Source organism: Candidatus Spyradosoma sp. SGI.093, from assembly GCF_050314555.1.
Lineage (GTDB): Bacteria > Verrucomicrobiota > Verrucomicrobiia > Opitutales > UBA953 > Spyradosoma.
In genome coordinates this window covers 156,746-182,671 of sequence record NZ_JBNPNH010000004.1, presented here as the reverse complement: position 1 = coordinate 182,671, position 25,926 = coordinate 156,746, and the positions used below count along the sequence as shown (strand labels likewise).

General features: G+C 66.6%; 21 protein-coding genes. 10 read left to right on the top strand and 11 right to left on the bottom strand.

Annotation, left to right across the window (positions count from 1 at the left end):
* Window positions 1-84 precede the first annotated feature (84 nt).
* The 5 genes from ACQREB_RS05910 to ACQREB_RS05890 all read right to left on the bottom strand — a co-directional run bounded on the left by ACQREB_RS05910 (window position 85) and on the right by ACQREB_RS05890 (window position 3,530).
* Complete coding sequence (locus ACQREB_RS05910) at window positions 85-1,140, bottom strand: A/G-specific adenine glycosylase (RefSeq protein WP_427766465.1); 1,056 nt, start codon at window positions 1,138-1,140, stop codon at window positions 85-87.
* A gap of 86 nt (window positions 1,141-1,226) precedes the next feature.
* A complete protein-coding gene (locus ACQREB_RS05905) occupies window positions 1,227-2,207 on the bottom strand; it encodes a permease (RefSeq protein WP_427766463.1) in 981 nt (326 codons plus the stop codon).
* Window positions 2,204-2,644, bottom strand: a complete 441-nt coding sequence (locus ACQREB_RS05900) for an arsenate reductase ArsC (RefSeq protein WP_427766460.1) — start codon at window positions 2,642-2,644, stop codon at window positions 2,204-2,206. Before ACQREB_RS05900 ends, ACQREB_RS05905 begins: the two co-directional genes overlap by 4 nt.
* A 12-nt stretch (window positions 2,645-2,656) precedes the next feature.
* On the bottom strand, window positions 2,657-3,145 hold the full coding sequence (locus tag ACQREB_RS05895; RefSeq protein ID WP_427766458.1) for a thioredoxin family protein: 489 nt from the start codon (window positions 3,143-3,145) through the stop codon (window positions 2,657-2,659).
* 49 nt (window positions 3,146-3,194) lie between these two features.
* Window positions 3,195-3,530, bottom strand: a complete 336-nt coding sequence (locus tag ACQREB_RS05890) for an ArsR/SmtB family transcription factor (protein ID WP_427766456.1) — start codon at window positions 3,528-3,530, stop codon at window positions 3,195-3,197.
* Between the two features lie 336 nt (window positions 3,531-3,866).
* On the opposite strand from ACQREB_RS05890, the gene ACQREB_RS05885 reads away from it, so the two are divergent.
* The 5 genes from ACQREB_RS05885 to ACQREB_RS05865 all read left to right on the top strand — a co-directional run bounded on the left by ACQREB_RS05885 (window position 3,867) and on the right by ACQREB_RS05865 (window position 12,384).
* Complete coding sequence (locus tag ACQREB_RS05885; RefSeq protein ID WP_427766454.1) at window positions 3,867-4,109, top strand: hypothetical protein; 243 nt, start codon at window positions 3,867-3,869, stop codon at window positions 4,107-4,109.
* A 29-nt stretch (window positions 4,110-4,138) separates the two neighbouring features.
* Window positions 4,139-4,456 carry a thioredoxin gene (trxA, locus tag ACQREB_RS05880; protein ID WP_427766452.1) on the top strand — a complete coding sequence of 106 codons (318 nt, stop codon included), beginning with the start codon at window positions 4,139-4,141 and terminating at the stop codon, window positions 4,454-4,456.
* 101 nt (window positions 4,457-4,557) lie between these two features.
* Window positions 4,558-7,758 carry a UvrD-helicase domain-containing protein gene (locus tag ACQREB_RS05875; RefSeq protein WP_427766449.1) on the top strand — a complete coding sequence of 1,067 codons (3,201 nt, stop codon included), beginning with the start codon at window positions 4,558-4,560 and terminating at the stop codon, window positions 7,756-7,758.
* The gene (gene recD / locus ACQREB_RS05870) at window positions 7,755-9,518 is read left to right on the top strand and encodes an exodeoxyribonuclease V subunit alpha (protein ID WP_427766447.1); all 1,764 of its coding nucleotides are present in this window, start codon (window positions 7,755-7,757) and stop codon (window positions 9,516-9,518) included. The genes ACQREB_RS05875 and recD overlap by 4 nt, the downstream gene beginning before the upstream one ends.
* A gap of 52 nt (window positions 9,519-9,570) precedes the next feature.
* The gene (locus ACQREB_RS05865) at window positions 9,571-12,384 is read left to right on the top strand and encodes a DNA methyltransferase (protein WP_427766521.1); all 2,814 of its coding nucleotides are present in this window, start codon (window positions 9,571-9,573) and stop codon (window positions 12,382-12,384) included.
* A 551-nt stretch (window positions 12,385-12,935) separates the two neighbouring features.
* Here the strand turns inward: ACQREB_RS05865 and ACQREB_RS05860 are convergent.
* The 5 genes from ACQREB_RS05860 to ACQREB_RS05840 all read right to left on the bottom strand — a co-directional run bounded on the left by ACQREB_RS05860 (window position 12,936) and on the right by ACQREB_RS05840 (window position 19,408).
* Window positions 12,936-14,807 (bottom strand): ABC transporter ATP-binding protein, encoded by a 1,872-nt coding sequence (locus ACQREB_RS05860; RefSeq protein ID WP_427766446.1) that lies wholly within the window; start codon window positions 14,805-14,807, stop codon window positions 12,936-12,938.
* Window positions 14,804-16,666 (bottom strand): ABC transporter ATP-binding protein, encoded by a 1,863-nt coding sequence (locus tag ACQREB_RS05855; protein ID WP_427766444.1) that lies wholly within the window; start codon window positions 16,664-16,666, stop codon window positions 14,804-14,806. Before ACQREB_RS05855 ends, ACQREB_RS05860 begins: the two co-directional genes overlap by 4 nt.
* 11 nt (window positions 16,667-16,677) lie before the next feature.
* Entirely contained in the window at window positions 16,678-17,817 is a 1,140-nt protein-coding gene (locus ACQREB_RS05850) for a glycosyltransferase family 4 protein (protein WP_427766442.1), read from the bottom strand.
* Window positions 17,814-18,584: a lipopolysaccharide core heptose(II) kinase RfaY gene (locus ACQREB_RS05845; protein ID WP_427766440.1), complete on the bottom strand. Its 771-nt coding sequence runs from the start codon at window positions 18,582-18,584 to the stop codon at window positions 17,814-17,816. Before ACQREB_RS05845 ends, ACQREB_RS05850 begins: the two co-directional genes overlap by 4 nt.
* A 203-nt stretch (window positions 18,585-18,787) precedes the next feature.
* Complete coding sequence (locus ACQREB_RS05840; protein ID WP_427766437.1) at window positions 18,788-19,408, bottom strand: metallophosphoesterase family protein; 621 nt, start codon at window positions 19,406-19,408, stop codon at window positions 18,788-18,790.
* 381 nt (window positions 19,409-19,789) lie between these two features.
* Between ACQREB_RS05840 and sufB the strand changes: the two genes are divergently transcribed.
* Together sufB and ACQREB_RS05830 are read left to right on the top strand one after the other, a co-directional pair.
* Window positions 19,790-21,214: a Fe-S cluster assembly protein SufB gene (gene sufB, locus ACQREB_RS05835; RefSeq protein ID WP_427766434.1), complete on the top strand. Its 1,425-nt coding sequence runs from the start codon at window positions 19,790-19,792 to the stop codon at window positions 21,212-21,214.
* 5 nt (window positions 21,215-21,219) lie between these two features.
* Window positions 21,220-22,530, top strand: a complete 1,311-nt coding sequence (locus ACQREB_RS05830) for a SufB/SufD family protein (RefSeq protein ID WP_427766432.1) — start codon at window positions 21,220-21,222, stop codon at window positions 22,528-22,530.
* 16 nt (window positions 22,531-22,546) lie between these two features.
* On the opposite strand, the gene ispE is transcribed toward ACQREB_RS05830, so the two are convergent.
* Entirely contained in the window at window positions 22,547-23,446 is a 900-nt protein-coding gene (gene ispE, locus ACQREB_RS05825; RefSeq protein ID WP_427766429.1) for a 4-(cytidine 5'-diphospho)-2-C-methyl-D-erythritol kinase, read from the bottom strand.
* A gap of 111 nt (window positions 23,447-23,557) precedes the next feature.
* Here ispE and ykgO point away from each other — a divergent pair, with 111 nt between their 5' ends.
* The 3 genes from ykgO to ACQREB_RS05810 all read left to right on the top strand — a co-directional run bounded on the left by ykgO (window position 23,558) and on the right by ACQREB_RS05810 (window position 25,896).
* Window positions 23,558-23,683, top strand: a complete 126-nt coding sequence (ykgO, locus tag ACQREB_RS05820; RefSeq protein ID WP_427766427.1) for a type B 50S ribosomal protein L36 — start codon at window positions 23,558-23,560, stop codon at window positions 23,681-23,683.
* A gap of 44 nt (window positions 23,684-23,727) precedes the next feature.
* Window positions 23,728-23,979, top strand: a complete 252-nt coding sequence (locus tag ACQREB_RS05815) for a type B 50S ribosomal protein L31 (protein ID WP_427766425.1) — start codon at window positions 23,728-23,730, stop codon at window positions 23,977-23,979.
* 141 nt (window positions 23,980-24,120) lie between these two features.
* A complete protein-coding gene (locus tag ACQREB_RS05810) occupies window positions 24,121-25,896 on the top strand; it encodes a TrkH family potassium uptake protein (protein WP_427766422.1) in 1,776 nt (591 codons plus the stop codon).
* Window positions 25,897-25,926 lie beyond the last annotated feature (30 nt).

Genomic DNA, 25,926 nt, shown 5'->3' with positions numbered 1-25,926 from the left:
GTTAGTTTTTCGTTAGACGCGCGCGGAGCTCCGAAAAGGCGTTCCCGCCGCGAGGGTTCCGGAAATTTTCCGGCGAAGCGCCGTTCAGCGTCCGCGGATTGCGCGGAGCCATTTGCGGTGCGGGCCGGAGAGCGTGATTTTTTCGAGCTCGCCCGCGGGAACGCGGAAGAGCGCCGCGCCCGAGAGCGTCTTTTTCTCGGCGAAATCCTTCGGCGGCGCGCCCGCGTAGATGCGCTCGCGGATGCTCTCGGACGCGATGCCGCGCTTCCCCTCCAACAGCAGGTCCGCGGCGCGCGGGGACGCGTCCGGAAAGACGTCGCTCCAGAGCGGCAGCTCGAAAAGCTCGCGCAGGCGGCGCGCCGAGGCGTGCGGCTTCGCGAGGAGCACGGAGCCGTCCGCGAAGCGCGCGAACGCGCGTTCGACGTCCACCTTCTTCGTCGCGCGCGCGGCGAAGCGCGGGAGCGCCGCGACGCCCTCGCCGAGCGCCCTGCCGTCGCAGAACGCGGCGACGGGGCAGAGCAGGCAGCGCGGATTGCGCTTCGTGCACATGGTCGCGCCGAGCTCCATCATCGCCTCGTTGTGGTCGCCGGGGCGCGCGGGATCGAGGAGCTTTTCCGCCTCGGGCGCGAAACGCTTCACGGCGGCGCCGCCGTCCCTGAACTCGGTTTCGTCGGCGGAAAGCCGCGCGAGAATGCGCACGACGTTGCCGTCCGTCACGGCGGCGGGAACGCCCTGGGCGATGCTCGCGATCGCGGCGGCGGTGTAGGCGCCGACTCCGCGGAAGGCGCGCCAGCCGTCGGCGTCCGCGGGAACGGCGCCGCCGCGCGCGGCGATCTCCTTCGCGAGCGCGTGCAGATTCCGCGCGCGGGAATAGTAGCCGAGCCCTTCCCAGGCGCGGAGCACGTCGGCTTCGTCCGCGGCGGCGAGCGTCGCGAAATCGGGCCATTTCGCGACCCAGTTTTCGAAATACGGCCGCACGGTGTCCACCTGCGTCTGCTGGAGCATGAATTCGGAGACGACGGTGCGATAGACGGAGCGCTCGCGCCGCCACGGCATGTCGCGGCGTTCCCGCAGAAACCAGCCCCGCAGGGCTTCGCGGAAACCGCGCAGGCGCGCCTCGCTCGTCGGAAAATCTCTCATGAGCGGAAAGCATTCACGCTCCGCCCGAAAAGTCGATTTTCTTCTTCGGCGAATTTTTCCCGGAATTCCTGTTCGGTTTCGCGGGCTCACAGCACGGCGTTGAAGAAGAAGCCGAGGGCGACGATGAAGACCGCGACCGTGCCGAAGAAGACGCCGAGGAGCTTCAGCGTCATCGCCCTTTTCAGCAGAATCGCCTCCGGGAGCGACAGGCCGACCGTCGCCATCATGAACGCGATCGCCGTGCCGAGCGGAACACCCTTCGCGACGAAGACCTGGATCACGGGAACGACCGCCGCCGCGTTCGCGTACATCGGCACCGCGACGAGCACCGCCGCGGGAACGCTCCACGCGTCGCCGCCGCGCAGCGCGTCTTCGAAAAATCCCGCCGGCACGAAGCCGTGCACGCCCGCGCCGACCGCGATGCCCGCGAGCACGTAGGGCAGCACGCCGACGACGATTCCGTGCGCGTCGCGTGCGATCGCGGGAACGCGCCGGAGAAACGGCGCGCGCGCGCCCGGCTCCGCGTCCGCCGCCGCGGGAGCGTCGTTCCCGCCGACGGCCGTCGCCGCCCGCGCCCACGGCGTAAGCCGTTTTTCCAGCCGCATTTTCCCGAGCGCCCAGCCGCCGACGGCGCCGAGCAGCGTTCCCGAAACGGCGTAAATCAGCGTCGCCTTCACGCCGAACGCGCCGAGAAACATCGCGACGGCGATTTCGTTGACCAGCGGCGACGTGATCAGAAACGCGAACGTCACGCCCAGAGGAATCCCGCCGCGCACGAAGCCGATGAACAGCGGCACGGACGAGCACGAGCAGAACGGCGTCAGCGCTCCGAACAGCGCGGCGAGCAGATACTGCGCGCCGAACAGCTCGCGCTCCGCCAGAAATTTCCGCACCCGCGCGATCGGGAAAAACGCGTTCACGACGCCCATCAGAAAACTGACGACGTAGAGCAGCGCGAGAATCTTCAGCGTGTCGTACACGAAAAAATTCACGGCGTCGCCGAGCCGCGTTCCCGCGGGAAAGAGCAGCACGTCGTGAACGAACCGGTCCGCGAAATCCCGGATCACGGCTCAAGCCTTTCCACGAAAGCCTCGATCTCGTCGCGCACGCGGCGATAGACGGCGAGCGCGTCCGCGCCGGGCGGCAGCGTTTTCGCGAGCGCGGGCGGGTCGTCGAACGGCGCGTGCGCTCGGCGCTCGGCGGGAAGCGTCGGGCAGGATTTCTCGGCGTTCCCGCAGACGGTGACGAGCAGATCCCAGCGCGTTCTCGCGGGCAGTTCCGCGAGCGTCTTCGAGCGGTGCCCGTCCATCGAAAATCCGCGTTCCCGCATGACGGCGAGCATGCGCGGATTCAGCCCGTGCGCTTCGATGCCGGCGGAAAACACGTCGGCGTCCGGGAAGCGCCGCCGCGCGAACGCCTCCGCCATCTGCGAGCGGCAGGAATTTCCCGTGCAGAGAAAGAGCAGCGTCCTGCGCACCGCGGGTTTTCGTTCTTCGTTTTTCATGATTTCAGAAAATCAGCAGCGCGGCGCCGGATTCCGCGCGTCGGCGGGCTGCTCGGCGGCGGGCTGCGCGGGAACGTCCGCGTCGCCCTGCGAGGCGCGGTTCCACAGGCGGACGGCGGCGATCAGCGCGAGCAGGACGACCGCCCAGACGACCAGCCGCCGCAGCGTCTTCTTCGGCGGATTCTTCGCGCCGCCTCCGCAACAGCACCCGCCGCCGCACGCGCACGACGCGCCCGCGGCGTTCCCGCGCGCGTCGGAAACGCGTTCCGCCAGAAGCTCCTTCAGCGTTTCCCTGTCCGGCGCCTTCCCGGAAAACAGCAGTTTCCCGTTCACGGCGAGCGCGGGCGTGCGCGCGATTCCCGCCGCCGCGATTTTCGCGAAGTCGGTCTCCTTGACGACTTCCGCCTTCGAACCGATTTCCGCGAGCGCCTCGCGCGTCGTTTCCGCCAGCGCGGCGCACTTCGCGCAGCCGCTTCCGTAGATCGTGATTACGTCCTTCATAATTTTTATATTTTTAAGAATATCAAAATATTGTCAAAGAAAAAAACGCTCACGCGCGTTTTCCGCCCGCGAGCACGCAGGCGAAGACTTCCGCGAGGCACGGGCACGCGAGCGAGTAGAAGACTTGTCTGCCGCGCTGCTCGCAGACGAGAATGCCGGCGTTCTTCAGCAGGTTCAGGTGAGACGAGACCGTGGAAATGTCGCGTCCGGCGATTTCCTGCAGCTCGCAGACGCAGCGTTCCCGCGCCGTCGCCGCCGCGACGATCTTCACGCGCACGGGATGCCCGAGCGCCTTGAACACGGCGGCGAGCCGTTCGGCGTCGCGCTCCGGCAGTGGTTTCTTCGCGGTCTTCTTCTTCGTCGTCTCCGTCATGCCTTCAATCATTTTGACGTCTGTCAAAATGTCAACGCGAAAGCCTCGCGCTTGCCCCCGGGAAGCCGTCCGCGGGAACTTCCCTTTAAGCTTTAACCCTTAAGCTTTAAGCTTTTTTAACACAGAGGAACGGAGAAACAACGGAACGGAGATTCGCGGGAACGGAGGGTAAGCGTCCCGCTTGCCCTCGGAATTCGCCAGCGGAAATTTCGCCGGCAGGACGCGATGGAGCGGAGAGCGAAAGAAAACGGGCACGCCGTTCCCGCGCGCATTTTGTGCTTTTCTCCCGCGGGCAAAAGGGTAAGATTTTCCGCACGAATTCACGTTAAACCCTCAACAAGAAAAGTCATGGCATCACCCCTTCCTCCTCCCCCGCCGCCTTCCGCGGCTCGTCCGCAGCTCGTTCGTCCGCCGGTCGCCGTGCGTCCGGCTTCCGCGTCCACGCCGATTCAGGCTCCCGCGGTGCCCGGCGCCGATTCGCCGAATTCGGTCGGCAAGCTCGCCGCCGCCGTGGACGTGATCTTCTTCCTCGCCGCCGCCGCCGGTCTCGTGCTGATGCTGCTCGAGTTCATGGCGCGCGAATACAAATAATTCCGCTTCGGCGACGCTTTATTTTCACTATGGCATCTCCTTACGTAAACGAATTGGACAACGACACGTTCGACGCCGCGATCGCCGCGGACGTTCCCGTGCTCGTGGATTTCTGGGCTCCCTGGTGCGGGCCGTGCAAGGCGCTCGGTCCGACGATCGACCAGATCGCCGACGAGGTCGGCGGGAACGCGAAGATCTGCAAGGTCAACATCGACGAATCGATGGAAATCGCCGCGCGCTTCGGGATTCAGAACATCCCGACGGTGCTGATTTTCCGCAACGGCGAAGTCGCGCAGAAGTTCGTCGGCGTCCAGCAGAAAGGCACGCTGCTCGCCGCGCTGAAATGACGCGGCGTTCCGCCGAACGCGATCCGAAAGAGAGGCGGCAGCGATGCCGTCTCTCTTTCGCGTTTCCGTCCTTCTCCTGACTCACGAAAAACTCTCCTCTCATGTCCTCGACCGCGCCGCAGCTCGCCCTCACGCGCCCGGGGCTCATCGAAGCCTCCGCGGGAACGGGCAAGACCTTCACCATCGCCGAAATCTATCTCGCGCTGCTGCGCGGGCACGCGTTTTACGCGCCCGAGTCCGCGGAGCCGCCGCCGCGCGTCGCCGAGCCGCCGCGCGCGCGCGAAATCCTCGTCGTCACCTTCACCGAAGCCGCGACCGCGGAGCTTTCCGCGCGCCTGCGCGCCCGCGTCCGCAAGGCGCTCGACGAGCCCGCCGCCGAGCGCGTTCCCGTGAGCGCGGCGGAACGCGTCGCGCTGCGGCTCGCCGACGCCGAGTTCGACGAGGCCGCCGTGTCCACGATCCACGGCTTCTGCATGCGGATGCTGCGCGACTTCTGTGTCGAATGCGGGCTGCCGCCGGGGCTGAAGCCCGTCGAGGAGGACGGCGACGCGATCCGCCGCTTCGCCGCGCGCCTGCTGCGCCGCCGCCGCCTGGCCGGCGACGCGGATTTCGCCCGCGTTTCCGTCGACGAAGCCGCGGAGCTGCTTTCGCTTTTCGCGAAAAATCCCGAGACGCCTTTCGACGCCTCCCTCGCCGCACCGTGGAAAAGGGCGTTTCTCGAGGAAGGGCTCGCGGCGTGGCGCGAACGCCGCGTTTCGGGCGATTCGCTTTCCTTCGACGACGTGCTGCTGCGCCTGCGCGACGCGCTGCGGGAAAATCCCGCGCTCGCCGACAAGATCGCGCGCCGCTTCAAAGTCGCGCTCGTCGATGAATTTCAGGACACCGATCCCGTGCAGTGGGAGATTTTCGAGCGCGTCTTCGTGCGGAAAAAACGGCCGTTCTTCGTCGTCGGCGATCCGAAGCAGGCGATCTACGAATTTCGCGGCGGCGACGTCTTCACGTACCGCGCGGCGCGGGAACGCATCGAATCCGAAAGCGCGGGAAACGCGCTCACGCTCGGCACGAACTGGCGCTCGACGCCCGAAGCGATCGCCGCGTTCAACGAGCTCTTCGCCTTCGACGCGCGGATCGGCGACTTCAAGGGCGCGCGGGTCGGCGGGCATCTCGAATTTCAGGAAACGCGCCCGCCCGCGGACAAAGGCGAGACGACGGGCGCTCCCGCGGCGTTTCTCCGCGTCGGCTTTCCCGGCAACGGCGAGACGGCGCGCACAGCGGTCCGCCGCCGGCTCGTCGAGGACGTGCGCGCGCTCGTGCTCGGGCAGGGCGTTCCCGCGCGCTCGGTCGCCGTGCTCGTCGGCAAGAATTCCGAAGCGGAGACGCTGCGCGAGGCGCTCGTCCGCGCCGGCGTTCCCGCCGTGACGACGTCGAAGAGCGCCGTCTTCGAGACGCGCGAGGCGGCGGACGTACGCGCCGTGCTCGAAGCGATGCTCGCGCCCGCGGACGAAGCCGCCGTGCGCCGCGCCGCGACGACGCAGTTCTTCGGGAAAACCTTTTACGCGGATCTGACGCCGGGCGCGGAAAACGCCGACGGGCTCGCGCGCCTGCGCGAAGCGCTTTTCGAGTGCGGAAAGCTCTGGGAACGCCGCGGCGTCTTCGAGGCGTTCTCGCGTCTCGCCGACGCGTACGCGTTCGCGGAAACGCTCGCGAAGCTCGAAAACGCCGCCGCGCGGCTGACGAACGCGCGCCACGTGCTCGAGCTGCTGCAGAGCGGCGAATCGCGCGAAAATCTCGCGCCGCGCGCGCTGTTCGAGCGCGTCTTCGGCGCCGGGGCCTCCTTCGGCGACGCGACGGAGACCGCGCTGCGCGCCGGCGGCGACGAGGAGGCCGTGCGCCTCGTCACGATGCACAAGAGCAAAGGGCTCGAATACGATTTCGTCTTTCTGCCGGGCCTCTGGGACCGACCGCTGTTGGTTCGGGATTCCAAGCGGCGCCGGAAATACGTGCGCGCGGAATCCGCCGACGGCGCGAAGCTGCTGCTGCGCCCCGAGGACGGAAATTCGCGGACGGCGGCCGCGCGCGAGAACGCGAAACGCTTCCAGCGCGCCGAAATCGAGGCGAACGCGCTGAACGAATCCTGCGTCGCCTACGTCGCGCTCACGCGCGCGCGCTTCGCCGCCGTCGTCTATCACGCGCAGGCGACGTCGTACAACGCGCCCGCGGAATCCTACATGCGCCGCCTGCTCGTCGCCGCCGGGCTGATCACGCCCGAGAACGCGATCGCGCCCGCCGCCGACGCGCTCCCGCACTGGCGCGCGCTGGACGAGGCGGAGCCGCTCCAGCGCCTGCCCTTCGAGCCGCGCGCCGAGGAAGCCCCGAAATCGCGCGCCTTCGACGCCGAGACCGCGCGCGGGAACGCCCTGAAGATCGACGACGCCTGGGGCGTGTACAGCTTTTCCGGGCTCGTCGGCGGGCACGACGAAAACGCCCGCGACGAGACCGACGCCGAGCGCTTCGCCGACGCGGAGACGCCCGCCGCGGACGAAGTCTTTCCCGCGCCGCCGCACTGCGACCTGCCCGCGGGAACGCATTTCGGCACCTTCGTGCACGCGATCTTCGAAAAGCTCGATTTCCGTTCCCGCGGGAATCTCGACGCGCTCGTCGAAGAGAACAAGGGCGCGTTCCCGGAATGGCGGGACGACGCCGCGACGCGCGGAAAATTCGCCGGAATGTTCGACGCGACGCTGCGCCTGCCCTTCGGCCCGGCGGGAATCCGGCTCGAACAGATCGACGTCGCCCGCGACGCGCTCCGCGAAGTCGAGTTCTTCTTCCGCCTGCGCAGGACGGAAGATCTGTATTCAAAACTTCACGACGTCTTTTCGCGCTGGGGCGGAATCTACGCGCGCACCGCGGAGACGCACTGGGCGCGGCGCGCGCGCGGCGCGCTCGACGCGGACGGGTTCATGCACGGCTACATCGACCTCGTCGCGCGCGTCGGCGACGCGTATTTCATCGCCGACTGGAAGACCAACCGCGTCATGGAGAAAGGCGCGAAATTCATGACGCGCCGGAATCTCGAGGACGAAATCGTCGAAAGCGGCTACGCGCTGCAGTGGGCGATCTACGCGATCGCGCTGAGGCGGCTGCTGCGCGAGACGCGCGGCGGGAACGGCGGCGCGCGCCTCGCCGGCGTCGCGTATTTCTTCGTGCGCTGGAACGCCGTGCATTTCGACGATTCGCTCGACGACGCCCGGCTCGACGAGCTCGAGGCGGCGCTCGCGCTTGAAGGAGGCGTGAAGGCATGAACGCGGAACTCGAGAAACTTTTTTGCGCCGAAGCCCGCTGGCTCGCCGTGGAGACCGCGTCGATCGCGCGCGACTGCGGCGTTCCCGCTGACGGCGTCGCGCGCCTCGAAAAACTCGCGCTGCGCCTCGCCGAAGCCGTTTACGCGGAAAACGCGACCTGCCTGCGCCTTTCGCGCGGGGAGCTCGCCTTTCTGCGGGAGCTCGGCGGCGTTCCCGGCGCGTCGGCGCTCGTCGCCGCCGCCGGCGAGGACGTTCCCGCGCCGCTCGTCTTCGACGCCGAGACCGCGCCCGACGCGCCGACGCTCTACTTCCGCCGGCGCCTCGCGGAGGAGCGCGCAATCGCCCGGGAGATCCGCGCCCGGCTCGGCGCGCCCGAGCCCGTCTCCGACGCCGCGAAGGCGCTGCTCCGCGCGGGCGAGGCGGAAGGCTTCGGCTTCGCGCTCGCGGACGAACAGCGCGCCGCCGCGGAGCGGATTCTTTCCGGGCGCCTGGCGCTCGTCTCCGGCGGCCCGGGCACGGGCAAGACCACGCTGCTGCTGCGCGCGCTCGCGTGCGTGCTCGCGGAAAATCCGGACGCGAAGATCGCGCTCGCCGCGCCCACGGGCAAGGCGGCGGCGCGCATCCGCGAATCGCTCGTCGGTCAGGTCGCCGCGATCGATTTTTCGCGTATCCGCGAAGAAAATACGCGATCCGCGCTGCGGAAGATCGCCCGGCTCGAACCGAAGACGCTGTACCGCCTCCTCGGCGTTTCGCCGGAGCGCCTCCGCGTCGCCGCGCCGCTCGACGCCGACCTCGTCGTCGTGGACGAGGCGTCGATGATTTCGCAGAGCATGGCGGCGCTGCTGCTCGGGGCGCTGCCCGCGCGCGCGAAGCTCGTGCTGCTCGGCGACGGGAACCAGCTCGAATCCGTGATGCCCGGGCGCGTCTTCGGCGAGCTCTGCGCCGCGGAAAATCTCGCGCCCTGCCGCGCCCGGCTCGAATGCGGGCACCGCTTCCGCGCGGACAGCTTTCTCGGCGGCCTCGCGCGGCGCGTGCTCGAAGGCGACGCCCCCGGCGCGCTCGCCGCGCTCGGCGGAAGCGTTCCCGCGAACGTCGTTCTCGGCGACTGCGGGAAGGAAAAAAGCCGCGAAAAAATCCTCGCCGCGCTCGCGGAGACGTTCCCGCCCGAGCTGCGCGCGCCCGCCGCCGACGCCGATCCCGCCGCGCTGCTCGCGCTCTTGGAGACGACGCGCGTGCTCACGCCGACGGCGGAAGGCGCGTTCGGCAAAAACACGATCAACGCGCTCGCGGAAGCGGCGTTCGCTCCCGGCGCGCGCGCGGGCGACGGGCATTTTCACGGGCGCCCGATCGTCGTCACGAAAAACGATCCCGCACAGGGGCTGAACAACGGCGACGTCGGCGTCGTGCTACGTTCCCGCGAAGACGGTCGCCTTTACGCGTGGTTCGCCGACGAGAACGGGAACGCGCGCCGCGTCCCGACGGCGTTTCTGCCGCCGCACGAGAGCGCCTACGCGACGACGATCCACAAATCGCAGGGCTCGGAATTTTCCCGCCTCTGCGTGTTCTTCCCGCCCTCGCCGCGCGAAGGCTTCTGCACGCGCCCGCTGCTCTACACGGCGCTGACGCGCTTCCGCGAAACGGCGGACGCGACGAAGAGCCGCCTCGCGTTTTATTTCTCGCCCGACGCCGTCCGCGCCGCCGTCCTCACGCTCCCGAGCCACGCCTCCCTCCTCGCCGCGCGCATTTTCGTAAAAGCCTGAAAATTCTTCATTATGGATAACTCTGTCGCCATACCCCCCCGGTAATAAAAGTCTGACCGACGCCGCCCGCCGCGCCGCCGCCAAGGCGTTCGCCGAGTTCTGGCGCGGCAAGGGCTACGAAAAGGGCGAATCCCAGCCCTTCTGGCTCTCGCTTCTCCGCGACGTCTTCGGCGTTGCCGAACCCGAAAAATTCATCTCCTTCGAAAACCGCATCCAGCTCGCGAACACGAGCTTCATCGACGCCGCCATTCCCGCGACCAAAGTCCTCATCGAGCAGAAAGGCGCCGACAAGGATCTCCGCAAGGCGGCGCGCCAGTCCGACGGCTCGCTGTTGACGCCTTTTCAGCAGGCGAAGCGTTACGCCGCCGAGCTGCCTTACTCCGCGCGCCCGCGATGGATCGTCGTCTGCAACTTCGCCGAATTCCACGTCCACGACCTCGAGCGTCCCCACGCCGAGCCCGAAATCGTCCGCCTCGAAAATCTCGAGAAAGAATACTACCGCCTCAACTTCCTCGTGGACGAAGGCGACGAAAACACCCGCCGCGAGTTCGAAATCTCCATCAAGGCGGGAGAGCTCGTCGGACTCCTCTACGACGAATTTCTCGCCCAATACCGCGACCCCTCCGATCCGCGCGCGCTCCGCAGCCTCAACGTTCTCTGCGTCCGCCTCGTCTTCTGCCTCTACGCCGAAGACGCCGGCATCTTCGGCAGGCACGCCGCCTTCCACGACTACCTCCGCGCCTACGACGCCCCGCACGCGCGCCGCGCCCTCATCGAGCTCTTCCGCGTTCTCGACACGCGTCCCGAAGACCGCGATCCCTACCTCGCCCCCGAGCTCGCCGCCTTCCCCTACGTCAACGGCGGGCTCTTCGCCGACGAAAACGTCGAAATCCCCAACTTCACCGACCGCATCCGCTCGCTCCTCCTCCGCGAAGCCAGCGAAAATTTCGACTGGTCCGAAATCTCTCCCACCATCTTCGGCGCCGTCTTCGAATCCACGCTCAACCCCGAAACCCGCCGCTCCGGCGGCATGCACTACACCTCGCTCGAAAACATCCACAAAGTCATCGACCCGCTTTTCCTCGACGAGCTCCGCGCCGAGTTCGAAGCCGCGCGCGCCGAGCCCGTCGAGCGTTCCCGCGAACGCCGCTTCGAAGCCCTCCGCGCGCGCCTCGCCTCCCTCACTTTCCTCGATCCCGCGTGCGGCTCCGGCAACTTCCTCACCGAAACCTACCTCTCCCTCCGCCGCCTCGAAAACGACGTCCTCCGCGAGCGTTCCCGCCAGATCGAATTCGACCTCACCGGCGACCTCATCCGCGTCTCCATCGGACAGTTCTACGGGATCGAAATCAACGACTTCGCCGTCACCGTCGCCAAGACCGCCCTCTGGATCGCCGAGTCCCAGATGCTCAAGGAAACCGAAGACATCGTCCGCCGTCCGCTCGACTTCCTCCCGCTCAAATCCTACGCCAACATCGTCGAAGGCAACGCCCTCCGCATCGACTGGGCGAGCGTCGTCCCCCGCGAAAAACTCTCCTTCATCATGGGAAATCCGCCCTTCGTGGGCGCGTCCATGATGAGCAAGGAACAAAAAGACGAGGCGGTCAAAATTTTTGGAAAAGGGAAATTGGTGAACAGCATCGATTACGTCGGCGCGTGGTATCGCAAAACCGCCGAACTCATCGCGGGAACGCCGATTCGCGCCGCGCTCGTCTCCACCAATTCCGTCACGCAGGGCGAACAGGTCGCCGCGCTCTGGAAACCGCTCTTCGAACGCTTCGGCGTCCGCTTCGACTTCGCCTACCGCACTTTCCGCTGGGACAGCGAAGCCTCCGTCAAGGCGCACGTCCACTGCGTCATCATCGGCTTCTCCTTCCGGGGAAGCGACATTCCTGTCGCTTCGGCGAAAGCCCCTTCTGCGCAAACTATCCCGCGCATCTTCCTCGAGACCGGAAACGCCGTTCCCGCGAAAAACATCAACGCCTACCTTTTCGACGGTCCCGACGTCTTCGTCGAGTCGCGTAGCAAACCGATTGTAAGCGTTCCTGTAATGACCAACGGCAACAAACCGAGCGACGGCGGAAATTTCATTTTCACGGAAAGCGAGCGTAGAGAATTCGTCGAAAAATATCCGATGCTTACGGATTTGTTGCGACGCTACATCGGTGCACGAGATTTCATAAACTCGGATGAAACGCGCTATTGTCTTTGGTTGAAAAACGTTTCGCCCGCACGCTATCGCGACAATCCGGAAATTCGTTGTCGCCTTCAAGCCGTGCGCGAATTTCGTTTAGGAAGTTCTGCCGCACCCACACGCGCGTTTGCGGAAACTCCATATCTTTTTTTCTTCGCTCCACACAAAGAAAAATCTTACCTACTCGTTCCTCGGCATTCGTCTGAGAATCGCAAATACGTGCCGATGGGATTTTTGGACGCGGGAACGATTTCTTCAGATGCAAACCTCATCGTTCCCGAGGCGACGCTCTACCACTTCGGCGTGCTGACGTCGAACGTGCACATGGCGTGGATGCGCGCGGTCTGCGGGCGGCTGAAAAGCGATTACCGCTACTCGGCGAGCGTCGTGTACAACAATTTCCCGTGGCCCGTTCCCGCGCCCGAGCTCCGCGCGAAAATCGAGGCAACCGCGCGCGCGATTCTGGACGCGCGGGAACGCTTCCCGGAATGTTCGCTCGCCGATCTTTACGACGAAACGACGATGCCCGCCGAGCTCCGCCGCGCGCACCGCGACAACGACCGCGCCGTCATGGAGGCCTACGGCTTCGACTGGCGCGCGATGACGGAATCCGCCTGCGTCGCCGTCCTCATGTCCCTCCACCGCGCCCAAGCGGGAACGCAGGGGAAATAAAGGGGAAGTTTGTGCGGGCGGATTCCGAGGAAGCGACAAGAATGTCGCTTCCCCCCTAAAAACTTCCTTTGACTTTGCGGTCTTCCCGAACGCGTTCCCGCATGAAATGCGGAACAAAAATAACCCCATGCGGCTCCGCCGCTTGGGGCGGCGTCCGCAAAAGAACACGCGCTTGAAAAGCGCAACTGCCCCGCGGGAACGGCGCGCCGCGAAAACGTCGGACGCTTCGGGCGGTTGCGCCTTTCAGGCGCGGCGCAGGTGCGGAGCTTTCCCCAAGCGCGCGCTTCGCCGCGCGCATGGGGTTACGCTTGTTCCGCCCCGCCGGGGCGGGTTTGAAATTTCCGTCCGCGGATTCCGAGGGCAAGCGGGGACGCTTGCCCTCCTTTGCGTTCCCGCGGGCCTCCGTTCCTCTGTTTCTTCGTTCCTCTGTGTCAAAAGAAGAGCTTAAAGGGGAAGTTTGTGCGGGCGGATTTCGAGGAAGCGACAGTAATGTCGCTTCTCCCCTGAAAACTTCCTTTAACTTCCTTTGACTTTGCGGTTTTTCTTCGCGGTCAGACGCCCTGTTTGTCGTAGAGCTCGCGGTAGAGCGGGCAGGAGGCGTAGAGCGCGCCGTGCGCGCCGTCGCCGACGACGCGCCCGCCCGAAAAGACGAGGATGCGTTCCGCGATGCGGATCGACGAAAAACGGTGCGCGACGATGAAGGTCGTGCGCCCGCGCGCGAGCTTTTCGAGATTGTCCTGGATCTTCTTTTCGCTCTCGGAGTCGAGCGCGGAAGTCGCCTCGTCGAGAATCAGGATCGGGGCGTCCTTGAGGAAGGCGCGCGCGACGGCGATGCGCTGGCGCTGGCCGCCGGAGACACCGTCGCCGAAATCGCCGAGCTTCGCGTCGAGCCCGCCGGCGACGCCGAGCGTTCCCGCATCGGCGGCGGCTTCGCGCGCGGCGCGCTCGACCTCGGCGTCCGTCGCGCCGGGGCGTCCGATGCGGACGTTTTCGCGGATCGTCCCTCGGAAGAGCACGGCGTGCTGGGGCACGAGCGCGATGTTGCGGCGGAGGTCCTTTTTGCGCAGTTCGCGGACATCGGTTCCGCCGACGAGCACGGCGCCGCGCGTCGCGTCGTAGAAGCGCGCGACGAGGCTCGCGAACGTCGTCTTGCCCGCGCCGGAGGGCCCGACGAGGGCGACCGTCTGCCCGGCGGGAACGCGCACGCTCACGTGCGAGAGCGCCTCGCGGCCGTTCCCGTAGTCGAACGAGACGTCGCGGAATTCGACCGTTCCCGCGTCGGGTGGGAGCGGTTTCGGGTTTTCGGGGTCGGGCATCGTGTCGGGCTCGGTCAGAATCGCTTCGAGGCGTTCGAGCGAAGCCTGCGCCTGGTTGAGGCGGTTCCACGCGAGCCCGGTGCGCCGGATCGAATCGAAGGCGAAGAAGAGCGCGCCCGCGACCGCCATGAAGTCCGTCAGCGCCATGCCGGCCGAGCGTCCGCGCACGAGCACGAACGCGAGCGCGAGCGCGGTGATGACTTCGAGGGCGGGCGACGTCGCCTGCTGGTATTTCACGACCTTGAGCTGTTCGCGGCGGAAGCGCTCGGACACGCCGCGCAGGCGCTCGACCTGTTCGCGCTCCATGCCGTAGGAGCGGATCTCGCGCTGCGAATTGAGGCTTTCTTGGACGACGGCGCTCATTTTGCCGACGTTCTTCTGCGCGGCGCGCGACTTCGCGGCGATGCGCCTGCCGCAGAGCCAGATCGGCGCGACGGCGACGCCCGCGCAGAGCACGCTGACGACGAACATCGTCGCCTCCGCGCGGTCCCAGAGCACGAACACGAGGGCGGAGATCGACGTCGCCGCCGTGAGCGGCTGCTTGATGATGTCGCTCGAAATCTTCGTGATCATCTCCTGCACGTTCTGCGCGTCGGAGACGATGCGGCTGAGGAGGTCGCCGCGCATCTGCCGTTCGAGAAACGCGAAGGGGAGCGTCTGCAGGCGCGCGAACACGTCGATGCGGATCGATTCGAGCAGGCGCAGGCCGAAATAGTTGACCGCCATCGCGTTGACCCACATCGCGACGCCGCGCACGACGAACACGAGCGGCATCGCCGCGCACGCGACGAGGAGGACGACCATGTTCAGCGAGTCCGCGGGAACGCGCGCCGCGAGAAAATCCAGAATCGGCTTCGGCATCGTCGTCGGGTCGAACACCGCCGGGAACACCTTGTAGATCATCACGGGAATGCCGAGCCCGCTCGCCGACGCCGCGACGAGCCCCGTCGCGAACGCGAGCAGAAAGTACCATTTCAGCGGCCAGACGTAGCCCGCGTAGTGGCGCACGCGCGAGAAGAAGCGCGCGGCGCGCGCCGGGAACGCGTCGCGCAGTTCGGCGCGGGAACGCGGATTCTTTTCGGGAACGGTTTTTTCGCGGCGGCTCATTTTTCGCCTTTCCCCGCGCGCGCGGCTTCGGCGACCTGGCGGTCGTAGAGCTCGCGGTAGAGCGCGGATTTTTCGTAAAGTTCGGCGTGCGGGCCGTCCGCGACGACGCGGCCGCTCTCGAAGACGAGAATGCGCTGCGCGCGGCGGATCGTCGAGAAGCGGTGCGCGATGATGAACGTCGTGTGCCCCTTCATCAGCTCGTCGAGCGAGCGCTGGATCTTTTCCTCGCTGAGCATGTCGAGCGAAGCCGTCGCCTCGTCGAGCACGAGAATCGGGGCGTTCTTGAGAAACGCGCGCGCGACGGAGACGCGCTGGCGCTGGCCTCCGGAAAGCCCTTCGCCGCCTTCGCCGACGGCGCGGTCGTAGCCTTCGGGGCGCTCGCGGACGAAGTCTTCGACGGCGGCGAGCGCGCCCGCGCGTTCGACGGCGGCGTCGTCCGCGTCGGGCCTGCCGATGCGGATGTTGTCGCGGACGCTCCCGCGGAAGAGCACGGGCGACTGCGAGACGAGGCCGATCGCGGCGGTGCGGTCGGCGCGGGAGATCCCGCGCACGTCGCGGCCGTCGATCTTCACCGCGCCCGCGGAGACGTCGTAAAAGCGGCAGAGCAGGTTGATGAACGTCGTCTTGCCCGAGCCGGAAGGGCCGACGAGGGCGACGATCTGCCCGGCGGGAACGCGCACGTTCACGTCGCGCAGCACGGGCACGCCCGGCTTGTAGGCGAAGGAGACGCCGGCGAACTCGACGTTCCCGCGCACGTCGCGCAGCGGCTCGGGCTCGGCGGGCTCGGGCATCTCGTCCTTGGCGTGAATCACGGCGTCCACGCCGCCGAGGGCGACGTTCGCGAGCTGGAGCGAGTTGTAGACTTCGCCGAGGCGCTTGATCGGGTCGTAGCAATAGTAGAGCGCGAGCGCGATCGCCGTGAACTGCGTGAGCGAGATCCCGCCGCGCACGCCCATGAAGAGCGAGAACGCGAGCGCGAGCACGCTGAGGATCTCGATGACGGGCGTGAGCGCCTGCTTCCACGCGGAAAGCTTGAACAGGGCGGAGACGAGCGCGCGGATCTGCCCGCGCAGCTGCTCGGTCTGCTGTTCCTCCAGCCCGAACGCGCGCACCTCGCGCTGGGCGGCGAGGTTCTGCGAGACGGTCGTCGCGATGTCGTTCAGGCCGCACAGCATCATCCGCATGCGCTCGATGATTTTTTTGCCGACCTGCTTCGTCGCCGGAATCGCGGCGGCGGCGACGAGCAGATTGAGCAGCAGCAGGCCGACTTCGTCGTTCGTCAGCGCCTGGTAGGCGAGAAAGCCGAGGGCGGCGAGCAGCGTGAGCGGCTGGATGACGAGGTCGTTCGTCACCGAAAGCGCGTTCTGCTGCAGGTTCTGCGTGTAGAAGATCGTCGTCGCCAGCAGGTCGCCGCGCGAGACGCGGTCGTGATAGGCGAGCGGCAGTTCCTGGATGCGCGCGAAAATCTTGAGGCGCAGGTCCTCGAGCACGCGCATGCCGATCTTGCTGATGAGGTAGGTGTTCGCGAACGCGAACGCGCCGCGGAAGAGCATCAGCAGCGGCATCGCGGCGGCGGCGGTCCACATCGTCAGCGCGGGAACGTCCTCGGCGGGAACGTGAGATTCCACGAAGGCGCGGAGAAATTCCGGGAGCGGCTTTTCGCCGAAGACGATCGGGAAGACCTTGTCCATCATCATCGGCAGGCCGAAGCCCGCCGTCGCCGCCGCGAAGCCGCCGCAGATCACAGCGACGAGCAGCGTGCCGCGGTACGGCGAGAGGAAGCGCCGCCACAGCGCGCGGTACGTGCGGAACGCCGACGCCGCGTCCTTTCTACTCTTCGCTTTTTTGCCGGAAGCCATCGCGGGAACGCTCAGCGTTTTTGCCTTTCCGCGCAGAAGCGTTCCACGCATTCGACGAGCGCCTCCTCGCGCGTCAGCCGCTGCAGCGCGGGCGGCGGGAAGCGGCGCGCCTCGCCCGCGGCGGCGAATTCGGCGACCGCGCGCTCGAGCGCGAAATTCAGCTCCGTCTGCCGGAACGGCGAGGGCAGCACCGTGCCGCCCGCCCATTGCGCGATCTTCGGCGCGAAGCCGCACACGTCCGTGCACACCACGGGCAGGCCCGAGACGGCGGCTTCGAGCAGGACGCTCCCGCCCGCCTCTTCGAGCGCGGGGTGGACGAGCAAATCCGCGGCGCACATCAGCTCGGGAACGTCGTCGCGTTCGCCCAGCACGCGCACGGCGTCGCGCGCGCCCAGCTCCGCCGCGAACGCGTTGAACTTCTCCGCGTCCGAGGCGCCGACGAGAAAAAGCTTCGTCCGCGCATAAAGCGTTTCCGGCAGCGCCGCGACCGCCGCGATCGCGCGCGCCGCGCCCTTGCGCTTGAAGTCCGAGCCGACGAGCGCGACCGCGAAATCGCCCGGCGCGAGCCCGAGCTCCCGCCGCTTGCGTTCCCGCGCCGCCGCCGGATTCCTGACGTTGCCGCAGCGCGCGTCCATGCCGAAGGGCACGGAGACGAAGCGTTCCCGCGGCGTGCCCCAGCAGCGCTCGTAGCTCTGCCGCTGGCGGTCGGCGATCGTGAAGATCTTCGTCGCCGAGCCCGGCGAGAACACCGCGCGCTCGAGCGAAAGGAACGTCGCGTAGCGCGGGAGCAGCCGCAGCAGGGAGCCGCAGCGGCGCGCGCGCGTGCGCTCGGCGAGACAGGTGTCGCCCGCGAAGTAAAAATCCAGCCCCGCCATCTTGTTGAAGCCCACGACGCAGTCGAAGCGTTCCCGCCGGCAGGCGGCGGCGAAGCGGCTTTCGAACGCCCTGGCGCGCGCGTGATTCGTCAACCCCGGCGTCGCGAGGCGCGTCCAGCGGATGCCGCGCGCGTCGGCGGGAATGTCCTCGGAGCCGTTCCCGCAGTAGGCGAAGACGACGTGCCCGCGCTCGGCGAGCAGCTCCGCCATGCGCAGGAAGTCCTTCTGCAGGCCGCCGTACGGGAACCAGCGGAAAATGCCCATCGCGATCTTCATTGCGGGGATCCTTTCTTTCCGCCTTCCGCCGGCAGCAGCAGTTCGGCGTTGATTTCCGCGCGGCCGCGCAGGCGTCGGAAGAAGTTGCGCAGACGCACGCGCAGCTCGAAGACGCGCGCGCCGAGGTCGCGCACCGGATTTTCCACGCCGAACGTGCGGCGCAGGCGGATGCGGTCTTCCGCGCGCGTGTAGCGCGTCGCGCGCTTGCCGGAAAGATCGATGCCGACGACTCTGCCGGCGTAGGGCGTTCCCGCCGCGCCGAGCACGAAATTGCGCTCGTGCACGTCGCCGTGCACCAGCCCCGCCGCGTGCAGGCGGGCGAGCAGCGCCGCGACCTCCGCGCCGTATTTTTCGCGGTAGCCGGGAACGCGTCCGAGCGTCTCGCCCTCGACGAATTCCGCGAGCAGGTAGGATTCGACGACCGAGCCGAAGCGGTAGCGGTCCGCGGCGAGAAAGACTTCCGCCGCCGGGAAATTCCGAGCGCCCGCGCGGTCCAGCGCCCGGATCAGCCGGCGCGTGTTCGAGCCGAAGAAGAACGACTGCCAGCGGTGGTCCGCCGAATGGTGTTCCCGCCGCTCGTGCTTGAAGACGAACGTTCCCGCCGCCGTGCGGATCTTGAAGACGCGCCCCGTCGTCGAGGCGAATTCGAGGCGCTCGACGCCCGTCCAGTCGTCGGCGACCAGCCGCTCGAAAAGGCGCAGGAGCGCTTCCGCGCGCTCCGCTTCGCAGAGCACGCGCCACTCGCCGACGCGGGCGGACTTCAGCACGACGCCTCCTTTCCGGGACGCGGGCGCGCGCGGACGCCGCCGCGGAAGATTTCGCGGCGAAACTCCGCGCGGGAACGCGCGATCGCGCTGCTTGCGTGAAGACTCATCTGACGGAATAAGCTCTCTCGGTTTGTAATGGCGGCGATTTTACAGTCTTTCTCCTCCGCGGACAAGCCGTAAGAGTCGCGGCGCGCGCCCGCCGTTCACGCTTCCGGAGACGCGGCGGCGCGGCGGGCGAGGTCGTTCTCGATCCACTCGTCGAGCGAGAGCGGCGTGTAGTCCGAGTATTTGCAGAAGCAGTTGATCATGTTGCACGGGATCGGCACCGGTTCCTCGTGCCCGTAGATCTCGCGCTTCGTCGCGCGCGTGATCGCCTGAAATTTCTCCAGCAGCCGCTGGTCGAACGAATCGTGCACGTGCCCGTAGAGCATGTAGGCGCGCGGCTTGCCCGAGGCGGAAATCCGGTACTGCCCGTTGTAGCACATGATCGGGTAGTGCGAGAGGACGACCTTGCGGCCGTTGTCGTGGAGCTCCTTGTACGGGAGCACCCAGACGAAGCGCGGGTTCTTCGCGGACGGCGCGTCGTGATTGCCTTCGACGAGGTAGAGCCGCCCTTTGAGCCGCTTCAGCACGGCGTCGGTCTCTTCGGCGGTGCCGTAGGAAAAATCGCCGAGCACGACGACCTCGTCGTTCGGGCGCACTTTGGCGTTCCATTTCGCGATCATGTATTCGTTCATCGCCTCGGCGCTCTCGAAGCCGCGGCAGTCCATGCGGTCGTTGAGCGAGCGGTGAAAAAAATGGCAGTCTGCGATGTAGTATCTCAAGGCGTTCTTTCGGTCGGCGGTTAAAATTGCTGCGGCGATAATAAGCGCGCCGCCGCCGCGTTTTCAAGCGCGGGAACGCGAAAACGAACAGGGATTTCGGGGATTTCAAGGGATTGATTCAGCCCCGAGAAGAAAGCTTAAAGCTTAAGGGTTAAAGTTTAAAGGGAAGTTTGCGCAGGCGGATTTCGAGGAAACGTCAGGCAAGCGAAGCGTGGAGCCATGCCGCCCCCTTTAAAACTTTCTTTAACTTTCTTTGACTTTGCGGTTCCGAAAAATCCGCGGAAATCCGTGGAATCCGCGGGAAAGTTCGCGTCCGCGGGAACGCGCGTTCGCGCTTGCGGAGGCGGCGGGAACGCAATAGCTTTTCCCGTTAAATTTTTTATGAGCGAAACTTCCGGAAAAAAGGCGCCCGACGCCATCAACATCGACCGTTCGGCGGGAGATTTTTCCGTCGCGCAGGATTACGCGCTGGACGCCGGGCTGGGCCTGAGCGAGCGCGTCATCGACTACATTTCCGACGCCAAGGGCGAGCCCGACTGGATCCGCGCCTTCCGCAAAAAAGCGCTCGGGATCTTCCGCGAAAAACCGATGCCGACGCACTGGGCGCCGAAGGAGATCGCGGGCGTGGATTTCGACAAGATCCGCTATTACCTCGCCAAGAGCAAGGCGGGCGCGAGCTCGTGGGACGACGTTCCCGACGACGTGAAGAGCACGTTCGAGCGCCTCGGCGTGCCCGAGCAGGAGCGCAAGTTTCTCGCGGGCGTGGACGCGCAGTTCGACTCCGAATCCGCGTATTCGCGGCTCAAGAGCGACCTCGAAAAGCAGGGCGTCGTCTTCGTCGGGCCGCTCGAAGGGCTGACGAAATACGCGGACATTTTCCGCCCGTGGTTCGGCAAGGTGATCCCGACGGCGGACAGCAAGTTTTCCGCGCTCAACGGCGCGTGCTTTTCCGGCGGCTCGTTCGTTTACGTGCCCAAGGGCGTGAAGGTCGCGCAGCCGCTGCAGGCGTATTTCCGCATCAACGCGGAGAATTTCGGGCAGTTCGAGCGCACGCTGATCATCGCCGACGAGGGCGCGGAGCTCGTTTACATGGAAGGCTGCACGGCGCCGCGCTTCGACACGGCGACGCTGCACTCGGGCGTCGTCGAGCTCGTCGCGCTCAAGGGCGCGAAGATCCAGTACGTCACCGTGCAGAACTGGGCGTCGAACATCTACAACCTCGTCACGCAGCGCGGTCTGGCGATGGAGGACGCGGAAATCCGCTGGGTGGACTGCAACATCGGCTCGCGCCTCACGATGAAGTACCCGGGCGTGATTCTCAAGGGCGCGCGCGCGCGCGGCGAAGTGCTCTCCATCGCGCTCGCGCACACGGGCCAGGTGCAGGACACGGGCGCGAAGATGATTCACCTCGCGGACGGCACGACGTCGAACATCATCTCCAAATCCGTCTCCACGGGCGAGGGCCGCGCGAACTACCGCGGGCTCGTCTCGATCCCGAAGCATCTCAAGGGCTGCAAAAACAACAGCGAGTGCCACACGCTGCTCATCAACGAAAATTCCGCCACGGGAACGTATCCGGCGATCACGGTGCGCGGGAACGCCTCGCAGACGCAGCACGAGGCGAGCGTCTCCAAAATCTCCGCCGAGCAGATCTTCTACATGCGCCAGCGCGGGCTGACGGAGGCGGAGGCGATGAGCCTCGCCGTCAACGGCTTCGTGAACGACCTCGTCAAGGAATTCCCGATGGAATACTCCGTCGAGCTCAAGCGCCTCATCGAAATGGAAATGGAAGGCTCCGTCGCGTGAACACCATGAATATCTCAAACAGCATTTCGGACGAAAACACGTTCCGCGCGGCGCTCGCCGAGCGCGGGAAAAGCGACGTCTTCGCGGGCGCGCGCGAGTGCTCGTGGGCGGATTTCAGCGCGCTTCCCATGCCGAACCGCACGATGGAGGAATGGCGTTTCGCGAGGCTTTCCGACGTGTCGTTCGACGGGTTTTCGCTCCCCGGCGACGTCTCCGCCGAGGCCGCCGCCGCGCTCGTCGCGCGCTCGGACAAGATCGCCGAGACCGCGGGAACGCTCGTCTTCGCGGACGACCGGCTCGTCGCGTGCTCGCTGTCCGACGAGGCCGCGCGCGCGGGCGTGACGTTCGCGCCGTTTTCGCGGCTCGCGCCGGAGGCGATCGAGGAAGTCCGGGACTGCGTCTTCGCTTCCGGCGGCGGCGTGTGCTCGGAAAAATTCGCCGCGCTGCACCGCGCCTACGCGTTCGGCGGCGCGTATCTGCTGCGCGTTCCTGCGGGCGCGAAGATCGAAAAGCCGTTCGCGGTCTACAACTGGTCGGTCGCGAAACGCGGCGCGACGTTCCCGTACGCGCTCGTCGTCGCGGAGGAAAACGTGTCGGCGCGCGTCGCGGATTTTTATCTGTCGGCGGACGCGGACGTCGGCGGGCTCGTCGTCTCGCGCACGGAAATCTTCGCGAAGGCGGGCGCGGACGTCGCGCGCAGGAGCGTCCAGGTGCTCGACGCCGCCGCGCGCTTCCACCACATGGAATGGACGCACGCGCGCGAGAACGCGAACGTCCGCGGCGTCGCGATCAATCTCGGCGCGGCGCACGCGCGCGCGACGACGGAGCTCCGGCTCGAAGGGCGCGGCGCGAACGCGGAGAGTTTCTCGCTCGCGGTCGCGAGCGCCGATCAGGAAATCGACCAGCGCACGATTCAGCGGCACCTCGCGCCGGGCGCGACCTCGCGTCTGCTCTTCAAGAACGCGCTGCTCGACCGCGCGCGCACGATTTTCGGCGGGAACATCGTCGTCGACAAAATCGCGCAGGGCACGGACGCCGTGCAGTCCTGCCGCAATCTGATTCTTTCCGAAGACGCGGAGGCGCATTCGCTGCCGGGGCTCGAAATCGACGCGAACGACGTCCGCTGCTCTCACGGCGCGACGACGGGCACGATCGATCCCGAGCAGCTGTTTTATCTGCTCCAGCGCGGCCTGCCGCCGGAGGAGGCGCGCACGCTGCTCGTCCACGGCTTCATGGAGGAGATCGTCGAGCGTCTCGAAGACGCTTCGCTCGCCGACGTCGTGCGCGGGCTGATCCGCGCCAAGCTCGTCGCGTGAGCGCGTCTCCGCGCGCTCAGTCCGCGCGCGTCCGCAGGGAGATTTCCCGCACGAAGGCGGTTTCGCCCCAGCATTCGCGCACGACGCGCGCGGCGGCGGGAACGTCCGTCGCGTCGGAGATTTCCGCGAAGCACGCGCTGCCGCTGCCGCTCATGTGCGCTTCGAGTCCGCAGCGTTCCCGCAGAATCTCGAAGAGGGCGGGCAGGGCGAGATGCTTGCGGAAGACGGCGCGCTCCATGTTGTTGAAGAGCGGGAGCGGCGCGCTTTCCGGCGCGTCGGTCCAGGCGCGCAGGCGCGCTTCCGCCTCCGCCTCGGAGACGTAGTCGCGCGGCGCGTTCCGCTTCATCGCGCCGTAGGCTTCTGCCGTCGAGACGCCGAACGCGGGCTTGAAGAGCAGAAAGCGGCGCCCGCGCAGATTCGCGGCGGCGGCGGGCGGGAGCGCCTCGACGCGTTCGCCGCGCCCGCGCATGACGACGGGAACGCCGCTCAGGAAAAGCGGGACGTCCGAGCCGAGCCGAGCGGCGAGCTCGCGCAGTTCCGCCTCCGCGAGCGCGTTCCCGCAGCGCGCGTTCAGCAGGCGCAGCGCCGCCGCCGCGTCGGAGCTCCCGCCGCCGAGCCCCGCGCCGTGCGGCACGCGTTTTTCGAGCCGCCACGCGACGGGCGCGCACGCGGGAACGCGCGTACGGAAGAGCTCGGTCGCGCGCAGGACGAGGTTGCTCGAGTCCGTCGGCACGCCGGGCGCGTCGCACGCGAGCGAATCCGCCGCCGCGTCCGCCGCTTCGAGCGAGTCGCCGAGCGAAATCGGCGCGACGAGCGAGACGAGCGCGTGAAAGCCGTCCGGGCGCGTTCCCGTGACGGCGAGCATGAGATTGATTTTCGCGGGCGCGAAAAGGGAGATGGGCGAAGGCGTTTCCACGGTCCGCCCATTAAGCGCGTTCCCGCCGCCCGCCCGCAAGCCGAAAAAAGACTGTTGACAGTTTCGCCGAATAAAGGTTTTTTTGCCTTTCAACAATTTTCCAGACAAATCATGAAAGTTTCATCTTCGCTTAAAAATCTGAAGCTGCGCCATCCGAACTGCCAGGTCGTTCGACGCAAGGGCCGCATTTACGTCATCAACAAGACCCACCCGCGCTACAAGGCGCGCCAGGGCTGATTCGTCGCGTTTCGTCAAACCGTTTCATTCAGGAAAATCTTACCGTGAAAAAAGACATCCATCCCACAGTCAACAACGTCTGCTTCCGCGACGTTTCTTCCGGACGCCAGTTTCTGACGAAGTCCACGCTCTCCTCCAAGGAAAAGATCACGGTGGACGGCGAAGAATACTTCGTGATCCCGCGCGACGTCACGGCCGACTCGCACCCCGCCTACACGGGCGAAAAGCGCTTCGTCGACACGGCGGGCCGCGTCGAAAAGTTCCAGAACAAGTTCGCGCGCCGTCGCGCCCGCTGAGGCTTTTCCGCTTCTTTTTCCCGAAAGCGCATTTCCTGCCCGGAAGTGCGCTTTCGGGTTTTTCGGATTCGGGCTCCGCGCGCGTTTGCGCGTTTGTCTTTTCCCGCGGCTTCGCGTAAAGTCCGAAGCTCCTGATTTTTTATGAAAGCGTATCCGGAAATCGTGCGCAGGCGACGCGCGCGCGCGGCGATGTGGTTCAACGCGGCGGCGTTCGTCTGCGCGGTTGCGTGCGCCGCGGACGTGATCTTCGTCGCGGGCTGGCAGTCGGACGCGACGCGGCTCGCGCTCACGGGGCTCGCCGTCGCCGCCGCCGCGCTCGCCTTCTTCGTTTCGGAAGTCTGGCGGGTCTTCCTGCTGGAGGAATCCGTCTCCGAATACGTCCGCCGCTGCGTTCCCGAGACGCTGCTGACGCTGGCGATCCCCTGCGCGGGCGCGGCGTTTCTTTTTTTTGCTCCGGGCTGGCCCTGGAACTGGTCGGCGGGAACCTGGGCGTTTTTTCACTGCGCGACGGCGCTCCCGCCGGCGCTGACGGCGTGCATCCGCGCGCTGCGTTTCCGCAGAAATTTCGTGCCGACTCAGAACCTGACGCCGGGGCGCGTCTTCATGCTCAGCTTCGCCGCGCTGATCGCCGCGGGAACGCTGCTGCTGATGACGCCGCGCGCGACGGTTTCGGGCATCGCCTTCACCGACGCGCTTTTCTTCGCGACGAGCGCGGTCTGCGTCACGGGGCTCGTTCCCGTGGCGAGCCTGCCGGAAACGCTGACGGGCTTCGGGCAGTGCATCATTCTCGCGCTCGCGCAGCTGGGCGGCCTGGGCGTGATGGCGATTACGTATTTCTTCGCCTACTTCTTCGCGGGCGGGCTTTCCATCCGCAACCGCTTCGCGTTTCAGGACCTTTTCAGCGAAGAGAACATGACGCAGATCGGGCTGGTGCTCGGCGTGCTCGTCGGCTTCACGCTGTCCGTCGAGGCCGTCGGCGCGGCGTGGATCTACTTTTCGTTCGCGCAGGGGGCGGTCGCGGATCCGATCTTCTTTTCGGTGTTCCACTCGGTCATGGCGTTCTGCAACGCGGGTTTTTCGACGCTGCCGAACGGGCTGGCGACGCCCGGCGTGCCCGACTGCACGGTCTTTTTGGGCGGCATCATCTCGCTTTCGGTGATCGGCGGCATCGGCTTCCCCGTCTGGAAAAACTTCTTCCTGGTCGCCTGCGATTCGCTGCGGCGCCGCTTTTCCCGCAAGCTGAACGCCGAGCCGCCCGTCAGGCTTTCGACGCACACGAAGATCGTGATCTGCACGAGCGCCGCGCTGCTGGCGGCGGGCGTCGTCCTGCTGCTGCTGACGGCGCACCGCGCGGGCGGCGGCATCGGCTTCATGCGCGCCTTCTTCCTGTCCGCGACGACGCGCACGGCGGGATTCGACATCGGCGATCCCGCGCTGCTCCCGACGGGAACGCTGCTCGTCATGATGGTGCTGATGTTCATCGGCGGCGCGCCTTTCTCCACCGCCGGCGGGATCAAGGTGACGACGTTCGCCGTCGCCGTGCTCGCGCTGCGCCAGTTCCTTTCCGGCAACCGCGACCTGGAGATCTTCCGCCGCCGGCTCGACAGCGACGTCGCCAATCAGGCGCTCGTCGTCGTGCTCCTCTCCGGACTGCTTTTCGCCGCGGTCGCCATCGCGCTCTGCATGCTCCATCCGGAGCTCGACGCCGAATTCCTGATCTTCGAGGCGGTTTCCGCGGTCGCGACCGTCGGGCTTTCCTGCGACGTGACGCCGAAGCTGTGCACGGAAGCGAAGCTGCTGCTGACGTTCGCGATGTTCGTCGGGCGAATCGGCGTGCTCGTCTTCCTCGCGTCGTTCTGGCGCCGCCGCCGCCCGACGGGCGCGCGCTTCCCCGAAGACACCATCGTCCTCACGTGAAAAACGCCCGGACGCCGCGGGAACGCGCGC

Coding starts and splice junctions, on each gene's coding strand:
- recD (WP_427766447.1), top strand. CDS start 7,755: ATGAACGCGGAACTCGAGAAACTTTTTTGCGCCGAAGCCCGCTGGCTC.
- ACQREB_RS05810 (WP_427766422.1), top strand. CDS start 24,121: ATGAAAGCGTATCCGGAAATCGTGCGCAGGCGACGCGCGCGCGCGGCG.
- trxA (WP_427766452.1), top strand. CDS start 4,139: ATGGCATCTCCTTACGTAAACGAATTGGACAACGACACGTTCGACGCC.
- ACQREB_RS05830 (WP_427766432.1), top strand. CDS start 21,220: ATGAATATCTCAAACAGCATTTCGGACGAAAACACGTTCCGCGCGGCG.
- ACQREB_RS05860 (WP_427766446.1), bottom strand. CDS start 14,807: ATGAGCCGCCGCGAAAAAACCGTTCCCGAAAAGAATCCGCGTTCCCGC.
- ACQREB_RS05900 (WP_427766460.1), bottom strand. CDS start 2,644: ATGAAAAACGAAGAACGAAAACCCGCGGTGCGCAGGACGCTGCTCTTT.
- ACQREB_RS05895 (WP_427766458.1), bottom strand. CDS start 3,145: ATGAAGGACGTAATCACGATCTACGGAAGCGGCTGCGCGAAGTGCGCC.
- ACQREB_RS05875 (WP_427766449.1), top strand. CDS start 4,558: ATGTCCTCGACCGCGCCGCAGCTCGCCCTCACGCGCCCGGGGCTCATC.
- ACQREB_RS05910 (WP_427766465.1), bottom strand. CDS start 1,140: ATGAGAGATTTTCCGACGAGCGAGGCGCGCCTGCGCGGTTTCCGCGAA.
- sufB (WP_427766434.1), top strand. CDS start 19,790: ATGAGCGAAACTTCCGGAAAAAAGGCGCCCGACGCCATCAACATCGAC.
- ACQREB_RS05885 (WP_427766454.1), top strand. CDS start 3,867: ATGGCATCACCCCTTCCTCCTCCCCCGCCGCCTTCCGCGGCTCGTCCG.
- ACQREB_RS05890 (WP_427766456.1), bottom strand. CDS start 3,530: ATGATTGAAGGCATGACGGAGACGACGAAGAAGAAGACCGCGAAGAAA.
- ACQREB_RS05855 (WP_427766444.1), bottom strand. CDS start 16,666: ATGGCTTCCGGCAAAAAAGCGAAGAGTAGAAAGGACGCGGCGTCGGCG.
- ykgO (WP_427766427.1), top strand. CDS start 23,558: ATGAAAGTTTCATCTTCGCTTAAAAATCTGAAGCTGCGCCATCCGAAC.
- ACQREB_RS05850 (WP_427766442.1), bottom strand. CDS start 17,817: ATGAAGATCGCGATGGGCATTTTCCGCTGGTTCCCGTACGGCGGCCTG.